This window comes from Chitinophaga terrae (ex Kim and Jung 2007), from assembly GCF_900107795.1.
Taxonomy (GTDB): Bacteria; Bacteroidota; Bacteroidia; order Chitinophagales; family Chitinophagaceae; genus Chitinophaga; species Chitinophaga terrae.
Genome location: NZ_FNRL01000004.1, coordinates 163962 through 190091, shown reverse-complemented (window position 1 = coordinate 190091; position 26130 = coordinate 163962). Strand labels below are relative to the sequence as shown.

At 48.8% G+C, this 26130-nt stretch carries 18 protein-coding genes; 6 read left to right on the top strand and 12 right to left on the bottom strand.

The features are described 5' to 3' along the window. Positions 1–4: 4 nt before the first annotated feature. From BLV62_RS06000 to BLV62_RS05960, 9 genes are all read right to left on the bottom strand, one after another. The gene (locus BLV62_RS06000) at positions 5–3094 is read right to left on the bottom strand and encodes a SusC/RagA family TonB-linked outer membrane protein (protein WP_089759697.1); all 3090 of its coding nucleotides are present in this window, start codon (positions 3092–3094) and stop codon (positions 5–7) included. Between the two features lie 8 nt (positions 3095–3102). Next, positions 3103–4080 (bottom strand): DUF4961 domain-containing protein, encoded by a 978-nt coding sequence (locus tag BLV62_RS05995; protein WP_089759694.1) that lies wholly within the window; start codon positions 4078–4080, stop codon positions 3103–3105. Position 4081: 1 nt separating this feature from the next. Further along, complete coding sequence (locus BLV62_RS05990) at positions 4082–4501, bottom strand: DUF5004 domain-containing protein (protein WP_089759692.1); 420 nt, start codon at positions 4499–4501, stop codon at positions 4082–4084. A gap of 30 nt (positions 4502–4531) precedes the next feature. Then, on the bottom strand, positions 4532–6229 hold the full coding sequence (locus BLV62_RS05985) for a RagB/SusD family nutrient uptake outer membrane protein (RefSeq protein WP_089759690.1): 1698 nt from the start codon (positions 6227–6229) through the stop codon (positions 4532–4534). 165 nt (positions 6230–6394) lie between these two features. Next, a complete protein-coding gene (locus tag BLV62_RS05980) occupies positions 6395–8947 on the bottom strand; it encodes a glycoside hydrolase family 38 N-terminal domain-containing protein (RefSeq protein ID WP_089759688.1) in 2553 nt (850 codons plus the stop codon). Between the two features lie 14 nt (positions 8948–8961). Next, complete coding sequence (locus tag BLV62_RS05975; protein ID WP_089759686.1) at positions 8962–10449, bottom strand: RagB/SusD family nutrient uptake outer membrane protein; 1488 nt, start codon at positions 10447–10449, stop codon at positions 8962–8964. A gap of 3 nt (positions 10450–10452) precedes the next feature. Then, positions 10453–13740: a TonB-dependent receptor gene (locus BLV62_RS05970; protein ID WP_089759894.1), complete on the bottom strand. Its 3288-nt coding sequence runs from the start codon at positions 13738–13740 to the stop codon at positions 10453–10455. A 65-nt stretch (positions 13741–13805) separates the two neighbouring features. Next, entirely contained in the window at positions 13806–14783 is a 978-nt protein-coding gene (locus BLV62_RS05965; RefSeq protein ID WP_089759684.1) for a FecR family protein, read from the bottom strand. Positions 14784–14845: 62 nt separating this feature from the next. Next, positions 14846–15439, bottom strand: coding sequence for an RNA polymerase sigma-70 factor (locus BLV62_RS05960; protein WP_089759682.1), 594 nt, complete (start codon positions 15437–15439; stop codon positions 14846–14848). Between the two features lie 269 nt (positions 15440–15708). On the opposite strand from BLV62_RS05960, the gene BLV62_RS05955 reads away from it, so the two are divergent. Further along, positions 15709–16323: a 4'-phosphopantetheinyl transferase family protein gene (locus BLV62_RS05955; RefSeq protein WP_089759680.1), complete on the top strand. Its 615-nt coding sequence runs from the start codon at positions 15709–15711 to the stop codon at positions 16321–16323. On the opposite strand, the gene BLV62_RS05950 is transcribed toward BLV62_RS05955, so the two are convergent. Continuing rightward, positions 16313–17422: an AAA family ATPase gene (locus BLV62_RS05950; RefSeq protein WP_225889519.1), complete on the bottom strand. Its 1110-nt coding sequence runs from the start codon at positions 17420–17422 to the stop codon at positions 16313–16315. The genes BLV62_RS05955 and BLV62_RS05950 overlap by 11 nt on opposite strands. Then, entirely contained in the window at positions 17400–18101 is a 702-nt protein-coding gene (locus tag BLV62_RS05945) for an RNA ligase family protein (RefSeq protein WP_089759677.1), read from the bottom strand. Before BLV62_RS05945 ends, BLV62_RS05950 begins: the two co-directional genes overlap by 23 nt. A gap of 368 nt (positions 18102–18469) precedes the next feature. Here BLV62_RS05945 and BLV62_RS05940 point away from each other — a divergent pair, with 368 nt between their 5' ends. Both BLV62_RS05940 and BLV62_RS05935 read left to right on the top strand, forming a co-directional pair. Further along, positions 18470–18919 (top strand): NUDIX domain-containing protein, encoded by a 450-nt coding sequence (locus BLV62_RS05940; protein ID WP_089759676.1) that lies wholly within the window; start codon positions 18470–18472, stop codon positions 18917–18919. Positions 18920–19004: 85 nt separating this feature from the next. Beyond that, positions 19005–19871, top strand: coding sequence for a glycerophosphodiester phosphodiesterase family protein (locus tag BLV62_RS05935; RefSeq protein ID WP_089759674.1), 867 nt, complete (start codon positions 19005–19007; stop codon positions 19869–19871). 71 nt (positions 19872–19942) lie between these two features. Here the strand turns inward: BLV62_RS05935 and BLV62_RS05930 are convergent, their stop codons facing one another. Further along, entirely contained in the window at positions 19943–21706 is a 1764-nt protein-coding gene (locus BLV62_RS05930) for a chloride channel protein (RefSeq protein WP_089759673.1), read from the bottom strand. A 110-nt stretch (positions 21707–21816) separates the two neighbouring features. On the opposite strand from BLV62_RS05930, the gene BLV62_RS05925 reads away from it, so the two are divergent. From BLV62_RS05925 to ligD, 3 genes are read left to right on the top strand one after another with little or no spacing between them, the layout of a single operon-like run. Next, on the top strand, positions 21817–22485 hold the full coding sequence (locus BLV62_RS05925) for a Crp/Fnr family transcriptional regulator (protein WP_089759671.1): 669 nt from the start codon (positions 21817–21819) through the stop codon (positions 22483–22485). Positions 22486–22538: 53 nt separating this feature from the next. Further along, complete coding sequence (locus BLV62_RS05920) at positions 22539–24140, top strand: alpha-amylase family glycosyl hydrolase (protein ID WP_089759670.1); 1602 nt, start codon at positions 22539–22541, stop codon at positions 24138–24140. A gap of 2 nt (positions 24141–24142) precedes the next feature. Continuing rightward, positions 24143–26110 carry a DNA ligase D gene (ligD, locus tag BLV62_RS05915; RefSeq protein WP_089759668.1) on the top strand — a complete coding sequence of 656 codons (1968 nt, stop codon included), beginning with the start codon at positions 24143–24145 and terminating at the stop codon, positions 26108–26110. Positions 26111–26130: the final 20 nt, after the last annotated feature.

Genomic DNA, 26130 nt, shown 5'->3' with positions numbered 1-26130 from the left:
GTATTTATAGTTTGATGTTAATACCCGCATTAAATACTCTCTGGATAGGGTACGCGCCCACTCCTACTTCCGGGTCAACCCAATCGTAAGCCGCATGGGTGAACAGGTTCTCTGCATTCGCAAATACCCGGACGCCCGAGATCCTGATAGGGCGCATCCAGCTGGCGGGCAGGTTATAGGCAATACTGATGTTCTTTAACCGTACATAGTTGCCTGACCTCATCCAGAAAGAAGACCGCTGTTGGTTGTTGGTATTGGCCAAAGCGGTAAGACGCGGATAAGTGGCTGTAGCAGCGGTTTCCGGCGTCCATCTGTGCAGTATCTGTTCATATGCCTGCCCGTAGGTACCGTTGTAGTAAAGGAAACCGGCTTCCGTAGCGAAGTTGTTCACTTCCATCAGGCGGTTGGTCACTCCCTGCACCAGGGCGCTAACCTCGAAACCTTTGTAGTTGAAACCAACAGTAGCGCCGTAATAAACCCTGGGTTTATCTGTTCCGATAGGCGCTTCATCAAATTGATCTATCAATCCATCGCCGTTGAGGTCTTTGTATTTAATATCTCCCGGCTTCGGCGTATATCCTGCGATCGTGGCGCCGTTGGCCGCTTCCTCTGCCGTCTGGAAGAAGCCATCAGCAATATACCCGAACGGCATGCCTACCGGCTGCCCTGTTCTTTTGTTCCATTCATAACGGCGTTTCTGTTCATCTACAAAAAGCACTTTGGTTTGCTCCCTGCTGATATTGCCGGTAATGAAGTAGTTGAAGTTGCCGATATGATCCTGGTAGGTAACCGTTAATTCCTGGCCTGTATAGAGATTTACGCCAATATTTTCAGGCGGGTAAGACAATCCTATCAGCGCAATGCTTTTACCGCGCAATTGCAGCAGGTCGTAGTATTTATCGTGGTAATAGCTGGCGGTAACCTGCAAACGGTCCTGCCACAGGGAGATATCTATTCCCGTGTTCAGTTTATGCGCTTTCTCCCAGGAAATATTGATATTGGATAATGCGCCGTTGTACTCTTCAAATCCCTGGCCCGGCGACCTGGTCGTTCCCTGCGAGTAAATGCCTCCCCCAACGCCGTTGTTTAAAGCAAAGGAAGGACGCCAGATATAATAACCGGAATTATCAACGCCATTGCCGGTTTTTCCGTAAGTAGCGCGAAGTTTAAGCAGGTTTATCCAACTGACATTCTCTTTAAAAAAGTCCTCTTTCGCAATATCCCAGCCTATACCTCCGGCATAGAACAACCCGTATTGCCTGCCCGGCATATAACGGTTATAGCCGCTGTAGTTGATGGCGCCTTCCAGGAAGTATTTCTCTTTGTAATTGTAAGCTGCTTTTGCGGAAAGGTTATTAAGCTTACCGGGAAGATCGTAGTTGAAAGTTGTTTGCTGCTGATCTGCCAGCAATGCTGCGCTAACGCCATGATCGCCAAAATTGCGGTCGTAGTTAAGAGATGCCTGTGCAAACCAATAGCGGGCGTTGAATACGGTAACGAAGTTATTGGACTGCGACTGTGGCGTACCAAATTTAGAATAAGTGGTATCGCCATCCGGCCCTATGCCATATTTATAGGTTAAGGATTGTTTGTTCCGCACGGTCGAATTCAGCGACTGGATGGAAAGATTGGTCCTGAACTTCGCGGAAAGACCTTTCACCCATTTACCCATATCGTAAGCCAGTACGATATTCGCCATCACGTCTTTAGCATTGTCGAGGATATAACCCGAATTAAGCATGCTGGATAGCAGGTTGGTCTGGAAGGAATTGGTACCGCCCCAGGAGCCATCAGGGTTCTTGATGGGATAGGCATTGTTCGGGGTGGCCAATAGGTCGCCCAATACCTTGCTGGTAGTAGCTCCGGGTTGATTGCCATTCTGCAAACGGCCAAACAGCTGCATCCCAACAGTAAACTCCCTGGTAACGTTAATATTGAGATCCGAATTGATGATATAACGTTCCAGCTGCAGGTTAGTGTTATAGGTATTAGCAGGGTCGGTTTTAAACAGCCCGTCTTGCTTTGTATAGTTCAGCGATACCGTATAGCGGGCTACGTTAGTGCCTCCCCCGATATTCAGGTTATACCTGGATATGGGAGCCCGATCCCTTAACAGTACGTCATACCAGTTAACATTTGGATGTCCGAAGGGATCTGTTCCATTCCTGTAGGCTTCGAAATCTTTTTGGTTGTATACGGGGTCTTTCCCGTCGTTCTGCAGCGCTTCATTCAGCAGGTAAGCATATTGGTAGGCAGGTAAGGGAGACGGCAGTTTTAACGGCTCCTGTGTTCCCCGCTGCGCGGTAAATGATATCCGCGTTTTGCCAGGTGTTGCAGCTTTTGAGGTGATCAGGATGGCTCCCCGCGAACTCCGCTGTCCCAACAACAGCGTAGATAAAGCGTCTTTCAGTACTGTTACTGATTCTATATTCTCCGGATCAACAGAGTAGAAATCACGCTGTACGCCATCTACCAGGGTAACAGCTCCCTGTCCCCTCAGGGACAATAAGAACTCCGAGTTCTCGGAGGGGCTGGCGCCACCCGGAATAGGACGGTTGCCGACAAAAATATCCACGTTATAATTCGCTGCTGTAACAGGGCTTCTGAAACCGCTGTATTGCTGGGTATATAAACCTGCCAGCTGGCCCGGCAATGCGTATGCAAGTTGCGAGGCCGGAGTAGTTGATAACTGCCTGTTGTAGATCGCATTCACTTCTCCCAACACCCGGCTCCTTGGCATCTTTCCATACAATACATCCACTTCTTTAGGCTGGCGGATAAAAGCCGCCTCCATTCGTATACGCGTGAGCGTATCCTGGCTTATTTTATATTCTGTGGTATAATAACCGTCTTTAGACACCACCAGCAAACTGTTAACGGGAGCGTCTATACTGAAAGAACCATTGGCGTCTGAAGTTGCAGCGTTGCCGGAGCCTTTGAGCTGTATCTTCACATCCTGCAGGGGCGAACCATAGTCGTCTACCACCTGTCCCTGTACCTTACCTGCCGCCTGCTGCGCAGTTGCGGAAACAGATAGCAGCAACGTAAACAGGATAGAAACGGCCAGGTATTTTATATAGTAAAATCGCAACATTTTTATTTCTATTTACATTTGAACGTATAGACAAAAGGACTGGCTGTATTACCGTATCCTACCTTTATATTTCCGCTTGCGTCGGTGAAATAGTATTCCAGCCGGTTGATGGTTTGGTTGGCGCTTACATTAAAGTATTGCCTTGGCCAGAACGTAATGCTGTAGCGGTTCCCGACGCCGGCAGCTTTTGGCATGCGCGACCCGGGTTGCTGTACGCACCTGTCTATCACCTGGCCATCGTTCGTATATGCTTTCACGCAGAAATAAACATCCTGGGCTCCGGTCAGCGGCGTATTCACAACATCGGCGTTGAAGGTGATGGTCATGATATCATTGTCTAACGACGAATTGGGATCGGTGATCGCCAGCTGCGGGTTGCAGAAGTCGACCAGGTCGCCGTCGCCATCCGTTACCTCGAAGCAGTCCTTGAAGATGGCTTTATACGGCCTGTTGGTATAGAAGTCATTCAACCCGTCGGAGCTGGATGCGATGAAATATCCCAGTTTTACCCGCATGTTTTCGGGGCCTGTTTTTGTTACTATTTTGATGTCTACATCCTGTTTATCTCCATTTACGACATCATAGGTCGTTTGCGACCAGAATACAACCCATTCCATATCATCCAGGAGGTTAGGTCCTATGCCGTACCTTTCGCGCAGGGCAGCCGGCCATTCCTTCCCGTTGGTCAGTACGCCGGCCGGTATTTTTACCATGGTGCCGCTACCCATGGAAGTAGTGGTATAGGTCATGGTAGTATTGGCGGCTGCGTTCCAGCTCTTGGGAACCAGGATGCCTACCACTATCCTGTCGGCAGCCCTGGCCTCGGCTATTTCAAAACGTGTATGCATCACTGCAACGAGGTCCTGGCCGGCCTTTACTTCCGAAGGCTGATCCACTTCGTTCAGGTAAACACATCTGGAAAGTACCAGGCAGGCCAATACGATCAACGTGTACTTTAAGATGCCTGTATATTTATTGTGCTTCATGTTATTTCGAAATTTTTTCCAACGTGTACTGGTAAGTGTTGTTAATACATCCCGGGCTGAAAACCAGGTTGATTATGCGTTGCCCGTCTGTGATGGGATAATCGAATTTGGTTACAACGGAAGAATCCACACCCTCCTGGTGGAAAGTGATCTTGAAAGGATATTGCGGGTCATCCAGCGACCAGGTTCCTTTGCCGCTTACGATAAAAGGAAGCAGGTTGTCTATTGTATAAGTATTGTTCTGGAAATGAAGCCGGAATTTGGAGAAGTCGACCACGTTGGTCAGATCGGTACCATTTCTTGTTGCTTTGGTGATCCTCCAGGTGCCTTCAATATTCTTTACAGGTTCGGGAATTGCTATCTCCGTGGCTCTACAGGCGGCCAGCAGGAGCAGACATACAGATACTAAATAATTTTTCATATAAACAAATTGACCGTGGACGATTAAAGATTAGTAGCCCGGGTTTTGCTGCAGTTCGGGCGATTTGGCAGTTTCGCTCTGCGGGATAGGCCACAGGTACATTGGTTCCCTGAAATTGTGCTTGCGCACCGCGAATACTTTATAGGTAACCTTGTTTCCATCCCTGGTGATCTCCATGCCGTTCATCACCTGGTTTTCGGTTTGGGCGGCTATTTTCCAGCGGCGCACATCCCAGAAGCGATGTTCCTCGTAGGCCAGTTCCACACGGCGTTCGTGGCGAATAACTTCCCGCATGGCATTTTTGTCCAGGCCTTGCGGAAGTTGGTAGGGATTGAGTCCCGCGCGTTGCCTGATCAGCTCTACCGCGGTGTATACATCGGCAACGGGGCCTGCATACTCGTTCGTTGCTTCGGCGAAGTTTAGCAATACCTCTGCATACCGCATCAATGGCAAACACCTGTCGGTTCCGTGGATGTTGTTGGCGCTGATATTATCGGCCAGCATTTTATTTATATAATAGCCGGTAGGCGTACCTGCATGCACGGCATCCTGGCTAACTCCTTTGCCGTTAGGCCCCAGGTAGATATTCACCAGTTCCTTTACCCCGGTTTTCTGGATAAGCATGGACTGGTCATGAATGATGGAATAATTCATCCGCGGATCGCGGTTGGCATACGGGTTATTGGGATCATAGCCGGAAGCGGGATCGGTGATAGCTTTGCCATTAGCCATCTCGAAGGCATCTACCAGCTGCTGGTAAGGGAATCCGCCTTGTCCGCCACCTCTCGAAGGCGGCTGCCAGTAGGTTTCAAGATCCCTGTTCCCTCCCTGCATCCGGGCAAATATGTATTCGTTGTTCACCCGCAGGGTAAATACTTTATAAAAGCCGTAACCCGGGGCGGTGGCATTGTCTACGTACAGCGAGTAGGCATTCAGGCCTATAACGGCGCGGGCAGCGTCGGCAGCCAGTTTCCAGCGTTCGGGATCTTCATTTGTATACCCGGTGTAAGAATTACCGGCCGCAATGTTACCGCCGTTGAAAAGCGGGCTGGCCGCATACAGCAAAACCCTCGCCTTCAGGGCAAGGCATGCACCGGCGCCCACGCGACCGTAATCCTGCCGGATCCTGACAACCGGAAGATCTTTCGCCGCCTTGTCGCATTCCGCAACGATATACTTCACGCATTCATCGAAGGTGCTGCGTTGCGCGGGGATCTTATCTGCCATGGTAAATATGGTATCTCCTACCAATGGCACTCCCCCGTAATGCTTCAGCAAAATAGCGTAGTACCATGCCCGTAAAAACCTGGCTTCTGCTACAAGCCTGATCTTATCGGCTGCCTGCATAGGCGTACGGGGAATATGTTTAATAAGCTGGTTAACGCTCCGGATATTGGAATAAGCTGTTCTCCAGGCGTCGTCGGTAATGATGGCGGCATTTACGGTGCCGGTAGCAAATTGGACAGAGGTAGTAATGTTGGCAGATTTCTGGGGCTCCGCTTCATCTGATGAAGCGTCTAATCCCCCGTTTCCAAACCTGACAGGGTTGGCACTGATAGCAATGCTTGTGTAAATATTGTTCAGGAAGGCGACAGTCCGGGAACTATCGGAAAATACTGCTTCCTCTGTCAGATCGGTGGTCTGCGTTTGGTCAAGAAACTGTTTCTTCTCACACGACAATAGCACCCCCGTTAATAGCGCCAAAAAAGGCAGGTAACGGCATTTCATAACGTAGTAGTTTGATTGATAAGACTTCATTCTTTTTCGATACGAGCGGGGCAGACCAGGTTCGGTTGGCTGTCAAACCTGTTCATGAAACCAGCTCGCTTATAAGAATGACGTTTTCAAACGCCGCTACCGTAGTCGGGGTAGTAAAAAAATTTCTCCGTGCTGTTATCTGGCTATACCCGCATCTTTAAACCGGAGGGTCCGGACTCCAAACTGCGGAATAGATAAGGCGACCCGGGAGCCGGTAACCGGCAGGAGCGACCGCACCCGGCGGCCATCCAGTTCTTCCAGGCTGATGTCTTTGAACCGCCCGGGAACCAATATTTGCCCTTCTTTATCTGTTCCCCCGTAATTAAACAACCGGAGTACCAGATCATTTCCATCGGCCAGCATGGTTGTTACCTCCCATCCCCTGGCTTTCACCCCAAACAGGGGCGAATAATTGGCGGCAGGTTTCCCCGGCGCCAGTAACAAGGGTTCGTTCCATGCCGTGCTTTCCGTATATACATTTCCTTTAACCCAGTTGCCGGTATGAGGCAGTATGGCATAGTTCACAAGGGTTGGCCCGGTAATGTCGTAATCCCTGCCCCACAGGCCTTTTCCTGCATATTGCAATACAAGCCCCAAAGGCGTTCCTTCCCCATGCACATAACTGGTAGTATGGTCAGTAAATAAGGCCATCCCCGTTTTCTCCTTCCTATCCCTGACATCTACCCAATGCAATATGATATTGTTCTTAATGCTATCCCAGCTTTCGAAGAACGTGTTGGGTAAAGTACTTTCCGTAACATCAAAAGGCGCGTCTTTACTGATCAACTGATCGGCAAGATCTAACGGGAACATAACCTGTAGCTTATAACGATCGTCGTAAAAGGCTTTCTTCAATGACTCGGCCTTATAGTTGTGCTTTTGGGAATAGGCGCCTATGCCAGGGTTGCCCTGCCAGCCGATCTTCACCTGCATGTCGATCCGCCGCTGCCCTTGCGCCAGGGTAATGAATTGGGTGAAAGGATGTATTCCTATTTTCCCGTTTACCTGTACTTTTACCAGGCCGGCGCCTTGCTGCAACACCTGCACTGTGGCAGGATTATCGGCGCTGGAAAGGAATTTACCTTCATCATAAAAGTACCCGCGGATACTATTGAAGCCCAGGCTATCGGATTTCTTCACCAACTCTTTACCACCCAGGAATTTTGCAACCAGGCTGGATATGGCGCCGCCTTTTGCCGGATCGATCTCTAACCTGTACATATCCGTTTCCAGGACGTACCTGCCGCCAGGTAACTGTCTGAAGGCATTGGCACTCCCGGTAGCTACCGGCGATGCCGAGCGTTTCAGCTTATAGGTATTAAGACTCAATTGGGGAGCAAAGGCCCGGAAAACGATGGTATTGCCAGGTCCCTGCTGTTGAGGGGTTTTCCTTCCCAGCGTATCCGATACCAGCACATGATCGGACGTCCAGCCGGCAGGAAGTTGAACGCTCACCCATTCGGTACGGTCGTGGGATGTGGGATTAAATATGCTGATGTATTGTTCGTCCGGTTTCCCGTTGTTCTGCAACAAAGCCCCCAAAGCGGCGGAGATCACCTGGTCTGCTTTCTGATCGGAAAAGCTGGTCCAAGCAGCTACTTTATCTACCCAGGTATCGCCCGGCTGGCCGTTGTAGGGCACTATCCAGCAGTCGTGGTGCTGGGCGAGCAGCAAGGCTTCCCAGGCGCTGTCGAGGTCCGTTGCCGGCCAGCGAAATTTGTTATAGGCTGCCAGGGCGGCTATCTTTTCTGCTGTTGCCAGTTTATTTTCGCTTGTTCTAACCTGTTGGGCTATACGTTGCAAAACCTGCGCCCCCCATACCAGGCTTACCCTGATATCTTCCTGGCTGAACTTCCAGACAGGGGCCTGGCGCTGATCTGCCACTTTTTCGAAATAATGTCTCCAGGTTTCGTACTGCACCGGCAACCCGTTATAAGTGGCATCCTTTAACCAGGGGCCGTTCTTCCAGCCGGCATCCTGGAGGCACATGCCTACCGGGTGCTGTATGCCCATACGAACGGCTGCATCCAGGTATGATTTGCTATTGTTCCAGGCGGTGGTTTGCCAGGTAGACCCGGGCAACAGGTCTTCACAGGCATACCTGGGTACCGTCAGGATCTGCGAACCATCAGATCCCTGCCATTTCACCAGTTCGCCTCCCCAGGCGCGGGTATAACCACCCCAGCAGGTGTTGGGATTTTTCAGCGAAGCATATTTGAAACCGTAGGAAAGCAGCAGTTGCGGCAAAGCGCTGGTGAAACAAGGTTCTTCCGATGAATAGGTTTCAAAAACAGCATTGGGAAAATGCTCTCTCAATTTCTTCATTCCATAACTAAACTGGCGAATAATACTTTCTCCTGAAATATTATAGAGATAACTCTGGCCATAGGAGGGGTTTACGTACTCTATACGGCCATTGACCGACTGGTCGCTGAACCATTGCTTAAATGCGTCGTATGCCTGCCTGTCTTTTACTTTGGCGTCATCCCAGGTTACCGGCTCTATTTCCAGGTTGATCTTCCAGCCAGGATGCCGCTTCAACAGATCTGCCATGAACCGGGTGTTCCAGACGGGATAATGCCCGTAGATCCCACCGTGGTATCCGTCTATAAAATAGGCTTGCTGTGCCATAACAGAAGAGGTACTAAGCAGTAAAAACAGGGCCAGGTAAAAACGCAATTTGTTCATCTTATCTTCAATAATTAATCTTTTAATGCAGGATTTTTCTGAATCTCAGCTAACGGAATCGGAAATTTCAGATCAGCTTCCGTAAATGCTTTAATGTGCCGGGGCGCTTTATAGCCCAGCAGGGGAACTATTTGGCCGGAAGGTACATCCAATGCTTTGCGGGTGCGCAGCATATCGAACCAGGTCTGGAATTCAAAACATAACTCCCAATACCTTTCCTTCAGCACCTGGTCAACTTCCAAAATGGCAGGTCTTTGTTCTCCGGGCATCGCCCTTTTGCGTACCTGGTAATAGGCGCCGATAGCCACCGCATCGGCCGTTGAGCCGCCATCAGCCATTGCCCTGGCTTCCGCGCAGATCAACAGAACATCAGCATACCTGATGAGAGGAAAGTTCTCGCCCGACCTTCCTGTCTGTTCTGCCAGCGCATCCCAGAATTTAAAAATAAAAGGGGCGGGCAGCTGAACAATGCTATTAGGATTGCTATAATTCGGATAACGGGTATAAAAGAATGCCTGCTCCGCTTTTCGCTTATCCGCAGCGGCGTAAGAGTCGTAAAACGATTGTTCGGGCGCCATTGCGCCGCCATAGGCGGGTTGTATGGAGATGGGCTGATCAGGATAGGGAAGATATCCAAAATGAATGATGCTGGCAGCTTCCGTCGGATGCCGCTGCAGCATGAAAATATGTTCCCTGGTATTCTGTTTTGCTATGTCCCTCAGTTCACTGTAGTCGTCAAACAGTTCGAATTTCCCGCTGTTGACAACCTCCATGGCTGCTTCATATGCCTTGATGTAATACTCCTTCCCTTTCTGCAACGGGTAACCGGCCATGGTAATGTAGACTTTTGCCAATAAGGATTTCACCGCCCCCAGGCTTACCCGGCCTGATTGATCTGTCCAAGGCAGGTTGCTGGCTGCAGCCATATCCAGGTCTTTCACTACCTGGTCATATACCTGGGCCATGGGAGTTTTTGGAATGAAGATATTATCGAGATCCTTTGTAGGAGTAGTTTTCAACGGAACGTCGCCAAACAACCTTACCAGCTGGAAATAGTACCAGGCCCGCAGGAAATACACCTGCCCCAGGTATTGCCTGCTGGTAGCAGTGTCGAGCACTTTCGTGTTGTTGATATTTTCGATAACGCTGTTACAATTCTCAATGGCTTTGTAGTAAGCCGCCCACCATGCCTGCAGGCGGGAATTAGCCGGGTCGATCTTATCAAGCCGCAGGAACTGGTCATCTTCAAAACCTGATGGACGCGGCCTGTTGCTGTACCCTGTAATATATTCAAGCGCGAACACCGCACTAACGCTAACGCCTAAGTCAACAGTAAATATTTTCCCAAGGCCTTCATAAGTACCATTTACAGCCGCTTTGGCCTGTTCCGGCGTTTTATAATACTGATCGGCAGCCAGGAACCCGTTAGGATTTTCCCGGAGAAATTTCTGGCAGGAACAGAAGAACAGAAGTATCGACAACAAAAATATCCTTGTACCCATTGTTCAGAAATTGATGTTTAAGGATAATGAAATTGTTTTGGGCTTGGGATATTGATAAACATCCACGCCCTGGTTCAGTCCTCCGTCAAAAGAGGTTGCTTCCGGATCATACCCGCTGTACTTGGTGAACAGGAAATAATTCTCGGCATTGATCCCTATGGAAGCGCCTTTCAGGTTATAACGCTGCAGCCATTCGGGTTTCAGCCGGTAGCTGAGCGCAATATTGCGCACCCGCAGGAATGAGCCGTCTTCGATGTTATAGGAATCCAGTTCATTATCGTAACCATCGCCCGGTAAACGCAAAGCTGCGTTATAGGTCTGCTGATGGCCCGGCGTCCAGGCGTTGAGGATGCTTTTATAACTATTGGCAACAGGCGCCGCGCTTTCCGTGATAAACCGGGTGAAATTGGCCAGCTTATGACCATACATCACCTGCAGATCCACGTATAACGACAGTCCTTTGTACGTGAAGGTATTGCCAATGTTGGACTCGAATTTAGGCATGGCGTTTCCCAGGCTGGTCTTGTCGCCAGCGTCTTTGATCTTGTTGTTATTCAGGTCGGCAAATTTCAGGTCGCCCGGCTTCTTGCCATAGACCGCTGCTTCCGCGGCTTCGTCGCTTCCCCAGGTGCCCAGGCGCTGGTACCCGAAAAATTCGTTCAGCGGCCGGCCTTCCATAATGCGGCCTGCCCAGGTATACATGATATCGCCGTTCAGCTTCAGCACCTTGGAACGGTTCATGGAAAAATTGAAACTGGTGCTCCAGCTGAATGCGGGCTTGTCGATGTTTGTACTGTTTACCGTAATTTCCAGTCCCTTGTTGCTGATAGAACCGATGTTGTCGAGAATATAGTCGTAACCGGTAGTAGCCGGCAACTGGCGGGAATAGAGCAGATCCCTGGTCAGCCTGTTGTAAACATCCGCTGTCAGCTGCACCCTTCCATCCAGCAACGTAGCGTCTATCCCCAGGTTCAGCTGCCTGGATTTTTCCCATTTCAGGTTGGGGTTGCCGAATGTTGCCAACGTAACGGAGGGCACGGGCTGCCCGTTAAAAACGCCCAGCGCGTTGTTCATTTTGCTGATGGTCACATAATCGCCAATCTCCGCATTTCCCACTACCCCGTAACTCGTTCTCAGCTTAAGATCGCTGACGATCCTGTCGTTAAAGAAATTTTCCTTTGATATGCGCCAGGCGGCCGAAAAAGCCGGGAAATAACCGTATTTGTTATTCTTCCCGAACCTGGAAGAACCGTCTACCCTGAAAGACGCTCCTAATAGGTATTTATCGTTATACCCGTAATTCCAACGGGTAAAAAAAGAGTTCATCTGGTTGGTGCCGTTATACGAGTAAGGGGTTTGCTTAACGGTGCCGGTCTGCAAACTATTGTAAGAAAAAAAATCGTCGAAGAAGCCCTCCGCTCCTGCCTTGGTAGCCGTATTGGCGAAGTAGTACCAACTGGCGCCGGCTACAGCGGTGAGATGATGCTTGTTAAAATGATTGGTATAGGTGAAGTAATCTTCCGAGGTCCAGGAGCCTAAGATCGCGTTGGTTCGGGTAGCCACGCCCTGCTGTGTTTCTGAAAGGCCCCTGATATCGCGCCCCGAGTAATAGAAATCGTAGGTCGTTCCTGTTTGCCCGGTGATGCTGGCGGTGAAGTCCAGTTTGGTGTTCAGATGAAAAGTACCGGTCAGACTTCCCATTGTATAGGTCCTCCCAAAAACAGATTGCACCTCCTTGAGGAGGCGCACGGGATTTTCAGAATCTTCAGCTCCGGGGTAATCCCCTTTGCGGGAGTAAGTGCCATCGGGATACCTGACGGGAAAAAAGGGTAGGAACTCGTAGATCTGCCGGATGCCATTCAACCCGAAAGTATTGATATCAACGTTTCGCTGCCTGACGGCCCCGGTATTCAACACCGCCTGCAAATGAAACCATTTCTTTACATCCCACCCGAGGTTGATAAATCCATTGACCTGTTTCGAATAACTGCTCAGCAATATGCCCTGCTGGTCTTTAAAGGAAACATTGGCTACAGCGGTAAGATTATCTTTGCCCCCCGAAAAGCTGAGTGAGTGAGCATGTGAGATGGCCAGCCTGGTAGCTTCTTTTTGCCAGTTGGTATTATATTTCGGGGTACCGTCGGCATTAAAGAGATCGGATTTGCGTTCGAAAGTTTTGTTGGGATCCAAATGCGGCGCCAGCCTTCCTGGTTTATATTCATATTCTCTTTTGAACATTTCCAGGGCTTCGCTGGCATTCATCAGGGAAATTTCCCTGGCCAGGGTTCCGAAGCTGACGGTGTTACGGAAGTTGATCACCGCCGCTGTGTTGGCGCCGCGTTTGGTAGTGATCACCACTACCCCGTTAGAACCGCGGGCGCCGTAGATCGCCGTAGCTGCGGCGTCTTTCAGTATGTCGGTCGATTCAATAATATTAGGATCAATGATGTCCGGGTCCGCTCCTACAATGCCATCGATCACAAACAACGGGTTATTCGAAGCGTTGATAGAACCTGTTCCCCGGATCTTGATGGTTGGATTGCCACCGGGTTTGCCTGAATTGGTCATTACGCTGACGCCGGCCAGTTTACCCGCCAGTCCCTGTACCAGGTTAATAGTGGTAGGCCGGTCAGTGATCTTTTCGCCCGATACCGTACCTATTGCCGTGGTTAATTCAGCTTTGCTGCTGATGCCATATCCAACCACTACTACTTCTCCCAGGTCGGACATTCTTTGTTTTAAAGCCACTTTCAGGTAACTGTTGCCCGCGATCACCTCCTGTTCATAAAAACCCAGGTGCCTGAAATGCAGGGTATCAACAGATCTGGCGCGTATGCTGAAGGTGCCGAACACGCCGGATGCAACGCCTTTCCCGGAGCCTTTCACCATAATGCTTACGCCGTAAAGCGGTTGCCCTTTCTGATCGGTGACCACACCTGTGATCAGTCCTTCCGTGGTAGGAGTTGCAATGCTCTCTGTTTCCCGCACGGTAACCAGGATATTCTTCCCTCTCTGTTCGTAAGCAAGGCTGCGCGGAAGTACCTGTTTCAGCACCTGTTCTACCGTTACATTATCACGATTGAAAGATACTTTGCCTATGCTGGCGATGGCAGAGGGACTGTAAACAAACCTGAAAACTGTAGTGGCTTCTATCTGTTCAAAAATCTTGTCTAACGACTGATCTGTGACATGGATATTGACAAAGGTCTGTTTTATATGCTGAGCTTTCAGCTGCACAACCAACAACAATAGTATGATAAACAGGGGAATGCTCCTGTAAAACTTCTTCATAACAACAATAATTATAACACCCGGGAAGTTTCCTGCTGCGATACCTTTTTCATACCGTGAATATATCAATGTACAGGCATTCCTGATATCCTGTAAACATTATTTTCTTTGCGCCATGAGTACCTGTAAACACGGCAAAGCATGTCCAATACCTCCGGCAGGGCGACCTGTTCGTCGAAGCTGGCTGTTAAAAGGCCGTTTGCCACTTCTTCGTTATCAAACTCGATGTGTACGTTATAGCGTCTTTCCAACCTGGCAGCAATATCTTTAAACAATTGTTTTTTGAATATTAGTTGCCCTGTTGTCCAGGTAACCATGTCTTTTGCGCTCACCTGTTTTTTTACAAAAGAGGCGTTGCTGAGATCATATACCAATTGTTCATCCGGCAGCAATACTGCTTTCTGCGATTGATCCCTGTTCACTGCCACCTTGCCTGAATTTACCGTTACCGCAACAAGCTTAGCGGATTCATAAGCATCTACATTGAAACTGGTACCAAGTACCTGTACGGTGATATCGCCGGCATGTACGAGGAACGGCAGGTTTGTTTGCTGCTGTACTTCGAAATAGGCTTCCCCGCTGATCCAGACTTCTCTTTTGCTGTCGGCTGTTCTGCCTTGTTCAAATTTCACCTTACTGTTTGCATTCAGCCACATAAGCGACCCGTCGGGCAGTTTCACTTTCCTGGCAATATTATTACCGGTTGCCGTGGCCATAACAATTGGCTGAGCGGCCGGTTGTTTCCTGGAATAATACAGGGCGCCTCCCGCTATTACGAGCAACAGCATTGCTGCAGCCGCTACCAGGTAGCGATAGCGTATGAACAGGCCACGGCCGCCTTTTGACTGAGAAGCGATTGCCTGGTCTATCTGCCCGTACATTTGTTGCTGTAAGGCTTCCTGTTGCTGCGCATCCAGTTGGTCAGTCAATCCCTGCTCTGTATCAAAAGACTGATACCAGGCCTCTACCCGTTGCTTTTCCTCGGCAGTTGCCAGGCCATCCAGGTATTTTGCTATCAGTGCCTTTAATTCAGTATTATTCATTGTTATTAGCTCTCATTAGTTAGACACGCTGATAATTACTTACCGTTACTGTCAAAAAAAATTTACCTCAACAACCCGATTATCAGCCATACAAGGCCAGGGGCGTATTCCTTTAACCCGGCCCTTAAAATTTTCAGCGCCTTGGCCATATGTTTTTCAACGGTATTAACGGAAATGCCCAGTTGTTCGGCAATATGACGGTAAGATAGCTGTTGTTGGCGGCTTAAAAGAAAAACTTCCCTGCATTTTTCCGGTAGCAGGGCATAAGCCTTGTCGATTTGCTGTTGCAGTTCTTTGAATTGGAGATCGGCTGCTGCATCTGCCTGGAAGGAAGGCGGGGCCGACAACAGGTGCAGCTGGTAATTGGTTTGCACCACCCCGCTCCTGATTTCATTCAGGATCTTGTTCCGGAGGGCGGTGTGTAAATAGCTCCTTAAAGAAGAAGTAATACTGATCGTGTCACGCTTCAGCCAGAGCGTTACAAAAAGTTGTTGCACCATTTCGGTAGCATGGTCGGTTGATTTCACACGTTTATAGGCAGCATCCAGCATCTCTTTCCAATAGCGATGATAGATCGCTGCAAACGCTTCTTTATGCTCCTGTTTTACAAGCAGGAACAATTCTTCATCTGATAACGCGGATAAATTTTGTTTCATAACGTTCCATTAGCCTGAAACCATTTAACTAAAGTTAATCGTTTTAGCATCTTATTTCAAAATCTTTTCCTACTATTTCAATCTCCTGACCTGATTATTCGACTGGCTGATAAGTTTGTAATTATTTAATGGTTGATCCGGGCATGAAAATAACCAATATTTGAAGGCAAACTAATTTTTTTGGGATGAAAGGTTGAAGGGGGATACAAATATAAAGCGCCGCATTCAAAAAGGGGTGGCAATTATAAAAAAAACCGCAACTTTAGCAGGTGATCAACATTTATTATACATATTTACCCAGTGCCGGAAAAGCCGGGTTGCTGATAGCCGGCAACCCGGCAATTGGGCGACAGCTGGCAAGGGCGCCCCGAACCGGCGACCTGCCATCGTTCGTAGCCGGAAGATGGCTGTTGGCGCAAATACTGGCAACCATGCAGGTTCCGTATTCGCTGGACGATATCCGCTTCAATGAAGCCGGGCGGCCGGCATTTCCGGGGCCGCCTCATTTCAGCATCTCGCATAGCGGGAACCTGGCCGTTTGCGCGATTGCCCCTCATACTATCGGGATAGACCTGGAGCAGGAAAAAGAGATCGCACTCCCCGACTTTGAAGATTACTTCAGCCGGGAAGAATGGGCAGCCATCCGGCGGTCGGCTACCCCGTATGCTGATTTCTATCGCGCCTGGACGGCCAAGGAAGCCATATTAAAAGCCGATGGAACCGGGCCCGATGCTTTCCCTGAAATAAACGGGCTGGCCGCCGTTCAGTTCCGGGGAAACAGTTATTACCTGGAAGAGATAAGGCTGGAAGAAGGGTATGCCTGCCATGTTGCCGCTACTGCTCCCATCAGGTCAATAACCGTTAAAGAATTATCTATACCCTAAAGGTCACCTTATGCGCTTCCCACGCCACAGGTACTTCCAGCTTGTCTATCAGCTTCTCCACGACTGCCAGCGGAACTACCTGTTCCCGTTGCCGGTTCTGTTCTACCAACCGTTGATAAGGCACTTCAATGTATACCAGTTCAACTTCAGCATCGTACAACATAAACAATTCGATCAGTTGTCCTCTCATTTGCCTGGTAATATTGGTAGCATTCCAGATAAAGGTTTGTTGTTTGCGCAGGAATTGCCTGGCCCTCTCCTTCCCTTCCTGGATCACGCGGCCATTGCCCGATTTATCCGTTGGGTCTATCTTCCATTCTCTCCTGATCTGGTCCAGCGACATAACCGGAAGATCTTTAAACTGCCTCAGGTAAAAATCCTTTCCGCTGCCAGGCAGGCCGCATAACATTATCACTTTGGTCTTAGGCTGTTCGAACGGAACGTAATGCAAAGAGGCATCGTCTTTCGACATATAATGCATCATCGCATTCGCCGATTCAAACGCCTTGGGTTTGCCCCAGCAATCCTGTTCTTTACAATATTCTTCAAAACAATCTACCCTGTAGAGTAACGCCTCTTTATCATCGCACCAGCGCCCGTTGACATCCGCCCTTGCCAGTATGGCCAGCAGTTTGGTATTTACTTCCATGCTGGCTTTTACAAGGGTTTTCAGAGGGTCCGGTTTTTCGAATATCCATAACGGCAGGCCATGATACCTGATCAATCCTGTTATCTGCTCCCGTATTGCAAAAGGAACGTCACCGCCCCGGTACATCAACTGCCGGGCCATAGCAGCGCCAACACGGGCATGACCGGGAGAACTGATCCCTGATTCATCAACAACCGTAGTTGGTATTTTCCCTATATCGTGCAGCCACGATGCCGCCCATAACAACATGCGTTCTTCTTCATCCAGGACTTGGTATGCCGGATCGCTTTCCAGCGCATCCAGCACCATTTGCGTGTGTACGGCCACGTTACCTTCGGCATGATGCCTTTTGTCCTGCGGCGTTTCACTCATCTGCTGCATAAAAGTGTATTGCCATGCTGCGTTCCGGTCCCTGTTCTTTATTACACTAAACATAATTACCTCCTTCATATTTTAATGGCGCACGTTTCCAGTTCCGTGTCCAATGCTCGTCCGTTTTTACGTGTCCTTTTCTCACGTATTTAAAAACGTTGGCGGCAAAATCATTTATACTATATCCATCCGGGTTGCGCGATACGATGCCTTCCATCGTAGTGGCTTCGCCGGTGATCACATCATAAGGGTCTAATGCCCCTCTGCCGGCAGTCATCTGCCGCACCTGGGCTTCATACGCCTCTTTCCCTGCATCGGGCCTGGAATAGCCGATTACGGGCACTGTTGGCAGCTCCAGCATGGAAGCGTAGAAAACAGTTTCCTCCCAACTCAGCCACCTGTCGTGTTCCCGGATCGCGAACACATAAAAGTGATGCTCCAGGTTGCGATAGGCAATGGAATGTATTGCGTATAGATTTTCCAGGAATATTTCCAGGTCGCCCAGGTCGTCTTTTATCAATTGCCAGAACCTACGCAGGCTTTCGGTCCAGGGACTGGTAGTTGGAGCGGCATGCGAGCGGGCAAATACGCCGTATCTCGACAAACAATTATTCTCTCCATCCAGTTTTTCTGTATGCAGTACCAACGGCATCTTTTCTATATGCCGCCAGTAATTGGCAGCAATACGATCGTCGCTGGTTGTACCAGGCGAAAACGGGTAATGGTAGGTCCGGCCATATTTTCTTGAAACAGCCATGTTACAAAATTTAAGTTAAGGGAATAACAATCCTGTGCCCCGGGGAGGGGCAGCTTTCAGACTAGTATGTTATTGACCTTACATGGCTCAAAGTGTTGAGAAGTTTGGGTAAAGGACGCAAAGATAGGGATAAAAACGAAAAAAGGGCCACTTTCCGGAATGACCCTTTTTAATTTGCTTGCACTTTACTAACCTGATTAGCCTTAAATCCTATCTTATGAAACCTGCATTAAAATATCAGCAATTGTTAAATCATGAAGAACATTACAAATGTAGCAGCGAAGAACAGATTAAAAGATGATATTTATCATTGAATTTGTTTTTTAAGGAGGTTTTAAGTAGCTAGACAATTTCGTAACTTCAGAAACATGAAAGAGAGTGCAGGTATATTGCTAGTAAGAAAAGGGAAGCAGCCTGAATTTTTGCTGGTGCATCCAGGCGGCCCATTCTTCAAAAAGAAAGATGCCGGTTTCTGGACCATACCCAAGGGAGAACCTGTGGAAGGAGAAGACCTGCTTGCTACCGCCCGCCGGGAATTTGAAGAAGAAACAGGCTATGCGCCTTCCGGACCTTTTATTGCCCTGCAGCCGGTCGTACAAAAGAACAATAAAAAAGTATGGTGCTGGATGGCGTTCGGCGACCTGGACCCCGCAGCCGTAAAGTGCAATACTTTCGATATTGAATGGCCGCCGCATTCGGGCAAACGGCAATCGTTCCCCGAAATAGATAAAGCCGGCTGGTTTACGTTCGATGACGCCATGCAACTGATCAACGAGCGGCAACAACGATTACTGCAGGAAGCCAAAGCACATCTGTAACTTAGTAAAAAAATTTACTATATTGTCCTATACCTGTCAGTGAACGATCATTATACCTAATTATAAATCCAATACAATTCGGAACATGAAGCGCTATTTCCTATTACTCTTTTGTGCTGCTTCTCTCTATGCCAATGCACAGACAAGACCAGTAGACATCATTCTAAATGAATTCCGTAAAAAGCCAGGACATGTAATGGTAGCTGCACACAGGGCGGCACATAGCAAGTATCCTGAAAACTCGCTCGCCGCAGTCAAAGAAGCTATCAACCAGGGAATTGATATTGCAGAAATTGATGTAAGGGCTACGAAAGACAGCGTACTGGTGATCATGCACGACGCCACTATTTTAAGAACAACAGGACAGAAAGGAAAAGTCAGCGACTATACGTATGCTGAACTGCAAAAATTCCCGTTGTTGTTCAACGGCAAGCCAACGGCGGAAAAAATACCAACCTTTGACGAGGTATTAAAGCTGGCGAAAGACAAGATCCTTATTGACATCGACTTCAAAGCGGATGAAGATTATGCAATGGGCAAAACCATTGATGCAATTGTTGCGCATAAGATGGAAGACCAGGTGCTTTTTTTCCTGTACGACCATAAAGACGCAGCTAAAGTACGCGCCATCAATCCAAAGATCCCTATCATGCCAAGGGTTCACAATGTAGATGAAACCTATGAAGCGCTGGCCATGGGCGACCAGGGCGGCAAATTCCCTGTTCTGCATGTGGACGATTCTTTTTACAATGACACCACTATGATGCGGGTATTGAAAAAAGGTACCCGTGTCTGGATCAATGCGTTGGGGAAATATGATAAGATGGAAGAAAAGCAGGCGGATTCCGGCTTCGACCAGTTAAGGAAAGATGCGCAGTACGCCAATGTGATACAAACAGACCATCCTGAAAAGCTACTGGCTTACCTTCGGAAAAAAGGTCTGCACAAATAAAAAGAACGGCCTCCAGCGATATGGAGGCCGTTTTCGTTTGTCATCCTAATTCCACTGTCAGAAGATGATCGTTATTTCATCGCAAAGAAACGTTTGCTCTTTGCCATTACGCGTAACAGTTGTCTGTCGCCATAAAACGCAGAATGATAGCGATTCTCGTTCTTTATTTTCTTTTCGTAGATCGTGATCACGTTGGCCGCTGTAACGGTGCCGGCTATATGTTTATTTTCGTCTAACACTGCCAATACATCCAGCTTGGATACCTGCAACAGTTTTACTACTTCCTGCAGCGTATCAGTAGGGCGTACAAAGTAGTTGTGTCCTGCCGGGCTGATCACCCCTTTGGTCAGGTCGGCATACCCTTTAAACACTCCTGCTGCATCCGTTACCGGCAGGTATTGGAGATAATAAGAAGAATTCCTGTCAAGGAACTGCCGGAGTTGTTCCTGCCCGCTGTATTCATTGACGAACACCGGTTTGGTGTTCATAACCGCATTCACAAAAGAGCTTTGCAACAGGTCGGGCGTATAATGAATAGGCGCTTCTATACCCCTGCGCCTGATCTTTTCTGTCATGATACTTCCCTTCATCAGGAAGAAGGATACAAAATAAGCGGTGCTGCAGGCAGCGATCAACGGCAGCAGGCCATTAGGCTGCCCGGTAGTTTCCAAGGCAAATACGATAGCTGTTAACAACGCGCGGGAAGAACCGGCAAATAAAGCCGCCATCCCTATCAGCGCGGCTGTAGCTATATTAATTCCTATTCCGGGGAATAAATGACTGGCCAGTACTCCTAAGAGGGCGCCCCATGCGCCGCCAATAGTAAACAAAGGCGCCAGCGTTCCACCGGAAGTACCGCTGCCCAAAGCGATCACCCAGGAAAGGTATTTTAACAGGCAGAGAGAGAATAACAATACCAAAGGCAACTGGCCTGTAAGCAGGTTCCTGATATTATCATACCCCACACCCATAGTATGCGGGGCAAAGTATCCTACAACGCCCACCGCTACCGCGCCGAAAGCCGGCCACCACATCCAGTGAACAGGCAGCTTTTCAAACATATCTTCTACCCAGTAAACAGATTTGGACACACCTGCCGCGAGAACGCCTGTTAATACTCCCATTACTACATAAGCAACCAACGCACTGTTGCTGGCTACGGGGATAGCCGGCATTTCAAATACCGGGGCTTTTTCGAACAGCCAGAAGTGCATGCCTGCACCGGTGATACAGGAGAGGGTAACGGGAATGATAGAACGGGGAGAAAATTCAAACAACAATAATTCTATCGCTAACAAAATAGCCGCCAGCGGGCTGCCGAAAATAGCCGACATACCGGCGCATGCACCTGCGGCAAGGATCACCTTACGTTCTGCAGAAGAGATGTGGATGATCTGGCCGGTAAGCGAACCAATAGCGCCGCCGGTAGCAATGATAGGCCCCTCTGCCCCGAAAGGCCCTCCACTTCCGATTGAAATAGCGGCAGACAAAGGTTTTAACCAGGTGATACGGGGCGGTATCTTGCTTTCATTTAAAATAATATTCTCCATCGCTTCAGGAATGCCATGCCCCCTGATAGCTTTACTCCCATAACGCGCCAACACTCCCACGATCAGGCTTCCTACGATTGGAATGGCGATCACCCAAAGGCCCAGGTGATTATCGGCCGGGGAACTATCTGCAATGGTGAATTTCCCGTAAAAGAACAGGTTGGTAAACAGGTTGATCAATAACACCAGCCCTTTTGCGACGAAGCCTATAACTAACGCATTTACAACAGCTTGCAGGCTAATATAGAACACCCGCTTATAGGGCGTCTCTAAAACATGACTCATACAACAAAAAATATAGTAAATCTCATAAAATCACTACAAAAGTATGATCTAAATCATATAAAACAACATTTTTTAACAAAATCAGGTGAAAAAATATTACTATTGCGGCCATGAAGAAGAGTAATAACTGTGATCTGCGTACCTGCTTCCTCTGCCAGCAAAGCATGGCCGAGTGGAAACCCGCGATCGCAGAACATAGGCAACACTTATCTTTTAAAAAGAACGCCAGTATCTTTGAAGCAGGCACACCTGTAACAGGGATATTTTTCTTATATAGCGGAAGGGTGAAGGTCCATAAACCATGGGGCGACAAGGAGCTTATCCTGCGATTTGCCCAGAAAGGAGATGTGTTGGGGCACAGGGGATTAACCAGTGCAGAAAAGATCTACAGCATTTCAGCCACCGCAATGGAGGACACCACCGTCTGTTTTGTACCGCTCCCGTTCTTTGCGGCGTCTATGAAAGTAAATCCTGCTGTTTCTGTTAAACTAATGGAGTTTTTTGCAGATGAACTGCAGGAGATAGAAAGAAAGATGAGCAGCCTCGTGCACCAGGAAGTAAAAGGCCGGCTGGCCGACGCATTGCTTCACCTGCATCACCTGAACCATAACCAGCCGTTCAATATCAGCCGGCAAGATCTCGCTTCCTATATAGGCACTACCTACGAAACAGTTTACCGCAACCTGCAGGAACTGTCGCAGGACCAACTCATAGAAGTAGACGGGAAGAACATCACGGTACTGCAAGACAAAAAACTAAAAAATATAGCTTCAGCCTAAACGAAACAAAGCGCCATAGTTATTCGTTCCATCAACAGAACAATCTTACTGCTATGGAACAGCTGACTTATTGGTGGCAAACAGGCGTGATATACCAGATCTACCCGCGTTCGTTTCAGGACAGCGATGCCGATGGCGTGGGCGATCTCAATGGCATTATCCAGCGGCTCGATTACCTGCAATGGCTGGGCATTAACGCCATCTGGCTCTCTCCTATCTTTCCTTCTCCCATGGCCGATTTCGGATACGATGTTTCCGATTATACCGGCATATACCCGCTTTTTGGTACAATGGAAGATTTTGATCGCCTGCTAAAGGAAGTGCATCAACGAAATATGAAACTCATCCTGGATTTTGTACCTAACCATACTTCCGATCAGCATCCCTGGTTCATCGAATCAAAGAGCTCCCGTTCCAGCGCGAAAAGGGATTGGTACCTGTGGCGGAACCCGAAAGAAGATGGCACTGCGCCCAACAACTGGAGAAGCGTTTTTGGCGGCAGCGCCTGGGAATGGGACGAAAACACCCAACAGTACTACTACCACGGCTTTCTGAAAGAACAACCCGATCTTAACTGGCGGAACCCTGAAGTGCAGGCAGCCATGTACGATGTGATCAGGTTCTGGATGAATAAAGGCGTTGACGGCTTCAGGATCGATGTGCTCTGGCATGTGATCAAAGACGATACCTGGCCGGATAACCCGCCTAACCCGGCGTATGAATCCAGTATGCCCGAATACGATACGCTGCTGCCCCTTTACTCGACCGACCAGCCGGCCGTGCACGAGATAGTAAGCGGCATGCGAAAGGTATTCAACGAATACCCCGACCGGGTGATGATTGCAGAGGTATACCTGCCCCTGGATAAACTGATGGCCTATTATGGCGTGAATCAATCGGGCGCCCATTTACCTTTCAACTTCATGCTGCTTTCCCTGCCCTGGACAGCTACCGCACTTTCGGAAGCTATCAACTCCTACGAACAGCATCTGCCCGCCGATGGCTGGCCAAACTGGGTGCTGGGCAACCACGACCGGCCCCGCCTTGCTACCCGGATCGGCAGGGAGCAAACACCTGTTGCAGCTCTCCTGCTGCTTACCTTACGGGGTACGCCTACTATTTATTACGGGGAAGAAACAGGCATGAAAGACGTACCTGTATTGCCCGCTGAGACCCGCGACCCGCAAGGCCTCCGGATGCCAGATAAACAAATGAGCAGGGACCCGGTACGTACCCCAATGCAATGGGACGACAGCGAATATGCCGGCTTCTCTGCTGCCCGCCCCTGGCTGCCTGTGGCCGTTGACTACCCGCGGATCAATGTGCAGGCAGAACGGGCGCAACCCGGTAGCCTGCTGCAATTGTACAGGCGCCTGATCGCGTTGCGGCATGCCGAACCATCGCTGCAACTGGGCAGTTATAAAGAGGTACTTGCCAACCACCAACTGCTGGCGTATATACGAAAAGTAGAAAACCAGGACAGCTTTTTGATAATACTAAACCTGACCCATCGTCCTGCTTTTTTTGAAACAGAAAGCACCGGTTATTCGGGTACCGTTGTTGTAGCAACGGAAGTGAACAGGGAAGGTACAGAAGTGCAGTCGCCCATTGCATTGTTAGGCGATGAAGGACTGGTTATACGATTAAAAAAATAATAATGGCAAGAAGGAAAAAATTAACTCCATCGGTGAACGAACTGCTGAAAGGCAGCGTGAGCAAGGATTTCCCGCAACCTTTCAAGCCCATGCTGGCAACGGCCACCACGAAGGCTTTCGACAACGACGACTGGCTGTTCGAGATCAAATGGGATGGCTACCGCGCTGTTGCCTATCTCTCGGGCAACGATGTAAACTTAATGTCGAGGAATCTCCAGTCGTTCAACCAGCAATTTTCAGCTATCTACAGGGAACTTAAAAAGCTGAATCTAAATGCTGTACTGGATGGAGAAATAGTAGCGCTGGACGATAATGGCAATCCCGATTTCCAGGTGTTGCAGAATTACCTCAAGCATACACAAAGCGCCCGACTGGTTTATTATGTTTTTGATATTATATGGTACGAAGGAAGATCGCTCATCAACCTGCCACTGGTTCAAAGAAAAGAGATCCTGGCCGCTGTACTTCCTGCCAGCAATCTTGTCAGCTTCAGTAACCATATAACCGGCCAGGGAACAGCGTTTTATGAAGCCGCGGTGAGCAAGGGGCTGGAAGGCGTCATGGGAAAAGCCATGGACAGCAAATACGTCATTGGCCGGCGTACCGCCTCCTGGTTGAAGATCAAATACACCCATAAAATGGATGCTATCATCTGCGGCTACACGGAAGGAAGGAACAGCAGGAAGAATTTCGGCGCCGTTATCCTGGGCAAGTATGAAGGCAGCCAGCTTAAATACATTGGCCATACCGGCGGAGGATTTAACGACGAGTTGCTGAAATCACTCTATCAAAAATTCCAGCCCCTGATCACAGAACGCAGTCCTTTTGCCGTTGCGCCTAAAACCAATATGCCTGCAACCTGGCTGAAACCAGAGCTGGTATGCGAAGTAAAGTTCTCTGAAGCGACCAGGGACGGTATCCTGAGGCAGCCCATTTTCGTCGGGCTAAGGGAAGACAAAAGAGCGAAAGATGAAAAAAATGTGCAGACAGTGCCCCCGCCTGCAACTACCAGGAAGAAAAAGCAGGCATCCGGTCTTTTCCTGTCAGGAACTGAAGACCAGGTAGAAACGAAAGTAGCAGGCCAACTCCTTAAATTTACTAATCTCAACAAATTATACTGGCCTGACGAAGGGATCACGAAACGGGATATGATCAACTATTACGCCGACATAGCCGATTACATACTTCCTTACCTGGAAGACCGCCCGCAGTCGCTGAACCGGTTTCCGGAAGGTATTAAAGGTTTCAACTTCTATCAGAAAAATGTAGAAGATAAAGTAGCCGACTGGATACCAAGGTTTCCTTATATCAGCGAATCGGACGGCAACCGCAAAGAGTTCCTTGTATGTGAAGACCTTGCCACCCTGCTTTATATGGCCAATATGGGCTGTATTGAGTTGAATCCCTGGCATAGCCGCACTACCAAACCGGACTTTCCTGATTATTGCTTAATCGACCTCGATCCTGATACCAATTCATTTAACCAGGTAATACAATGTGCGCAAGTGGTAAAAGAAGTGTTAGACAGTATTGGCGCGCCATCTTTCGTAAAAACCTCCGGATCAACGGGCATGCATATACTGATCCCGCTGGGCGCTAAATATACATTTGACCAGTCGAGGATGCTCGCTGAACTGATCGTTGGACTGGTACACCGGCAATTACCTAAATTCACCAGTATTGAAAGGAATCCTTCAAAAAGAAAGGGAAAGATCTACCTGGATTTTTTGCAGAACCGGCAGATACAGACCATGGCGGCGGCTTATTCCCTTCGCCCTAAGCCCGGAGCCACGGTATCGGCCCCCCTGCGCTGGGAAGAAGTAAAAAAAGGGTTAAAGATCGGGGACTTCAATATCTACAATATGAAAGAGCGCCTGGAAACAGAAGGAGATCTTTTAAAAGGGTTGCTGGGAAAAGGTATCAATATGAAAAAGATCCTTCAGCAACTGCAACAGTTGTTACAGGCATAACAGGAAGCCGGAACTGCTAA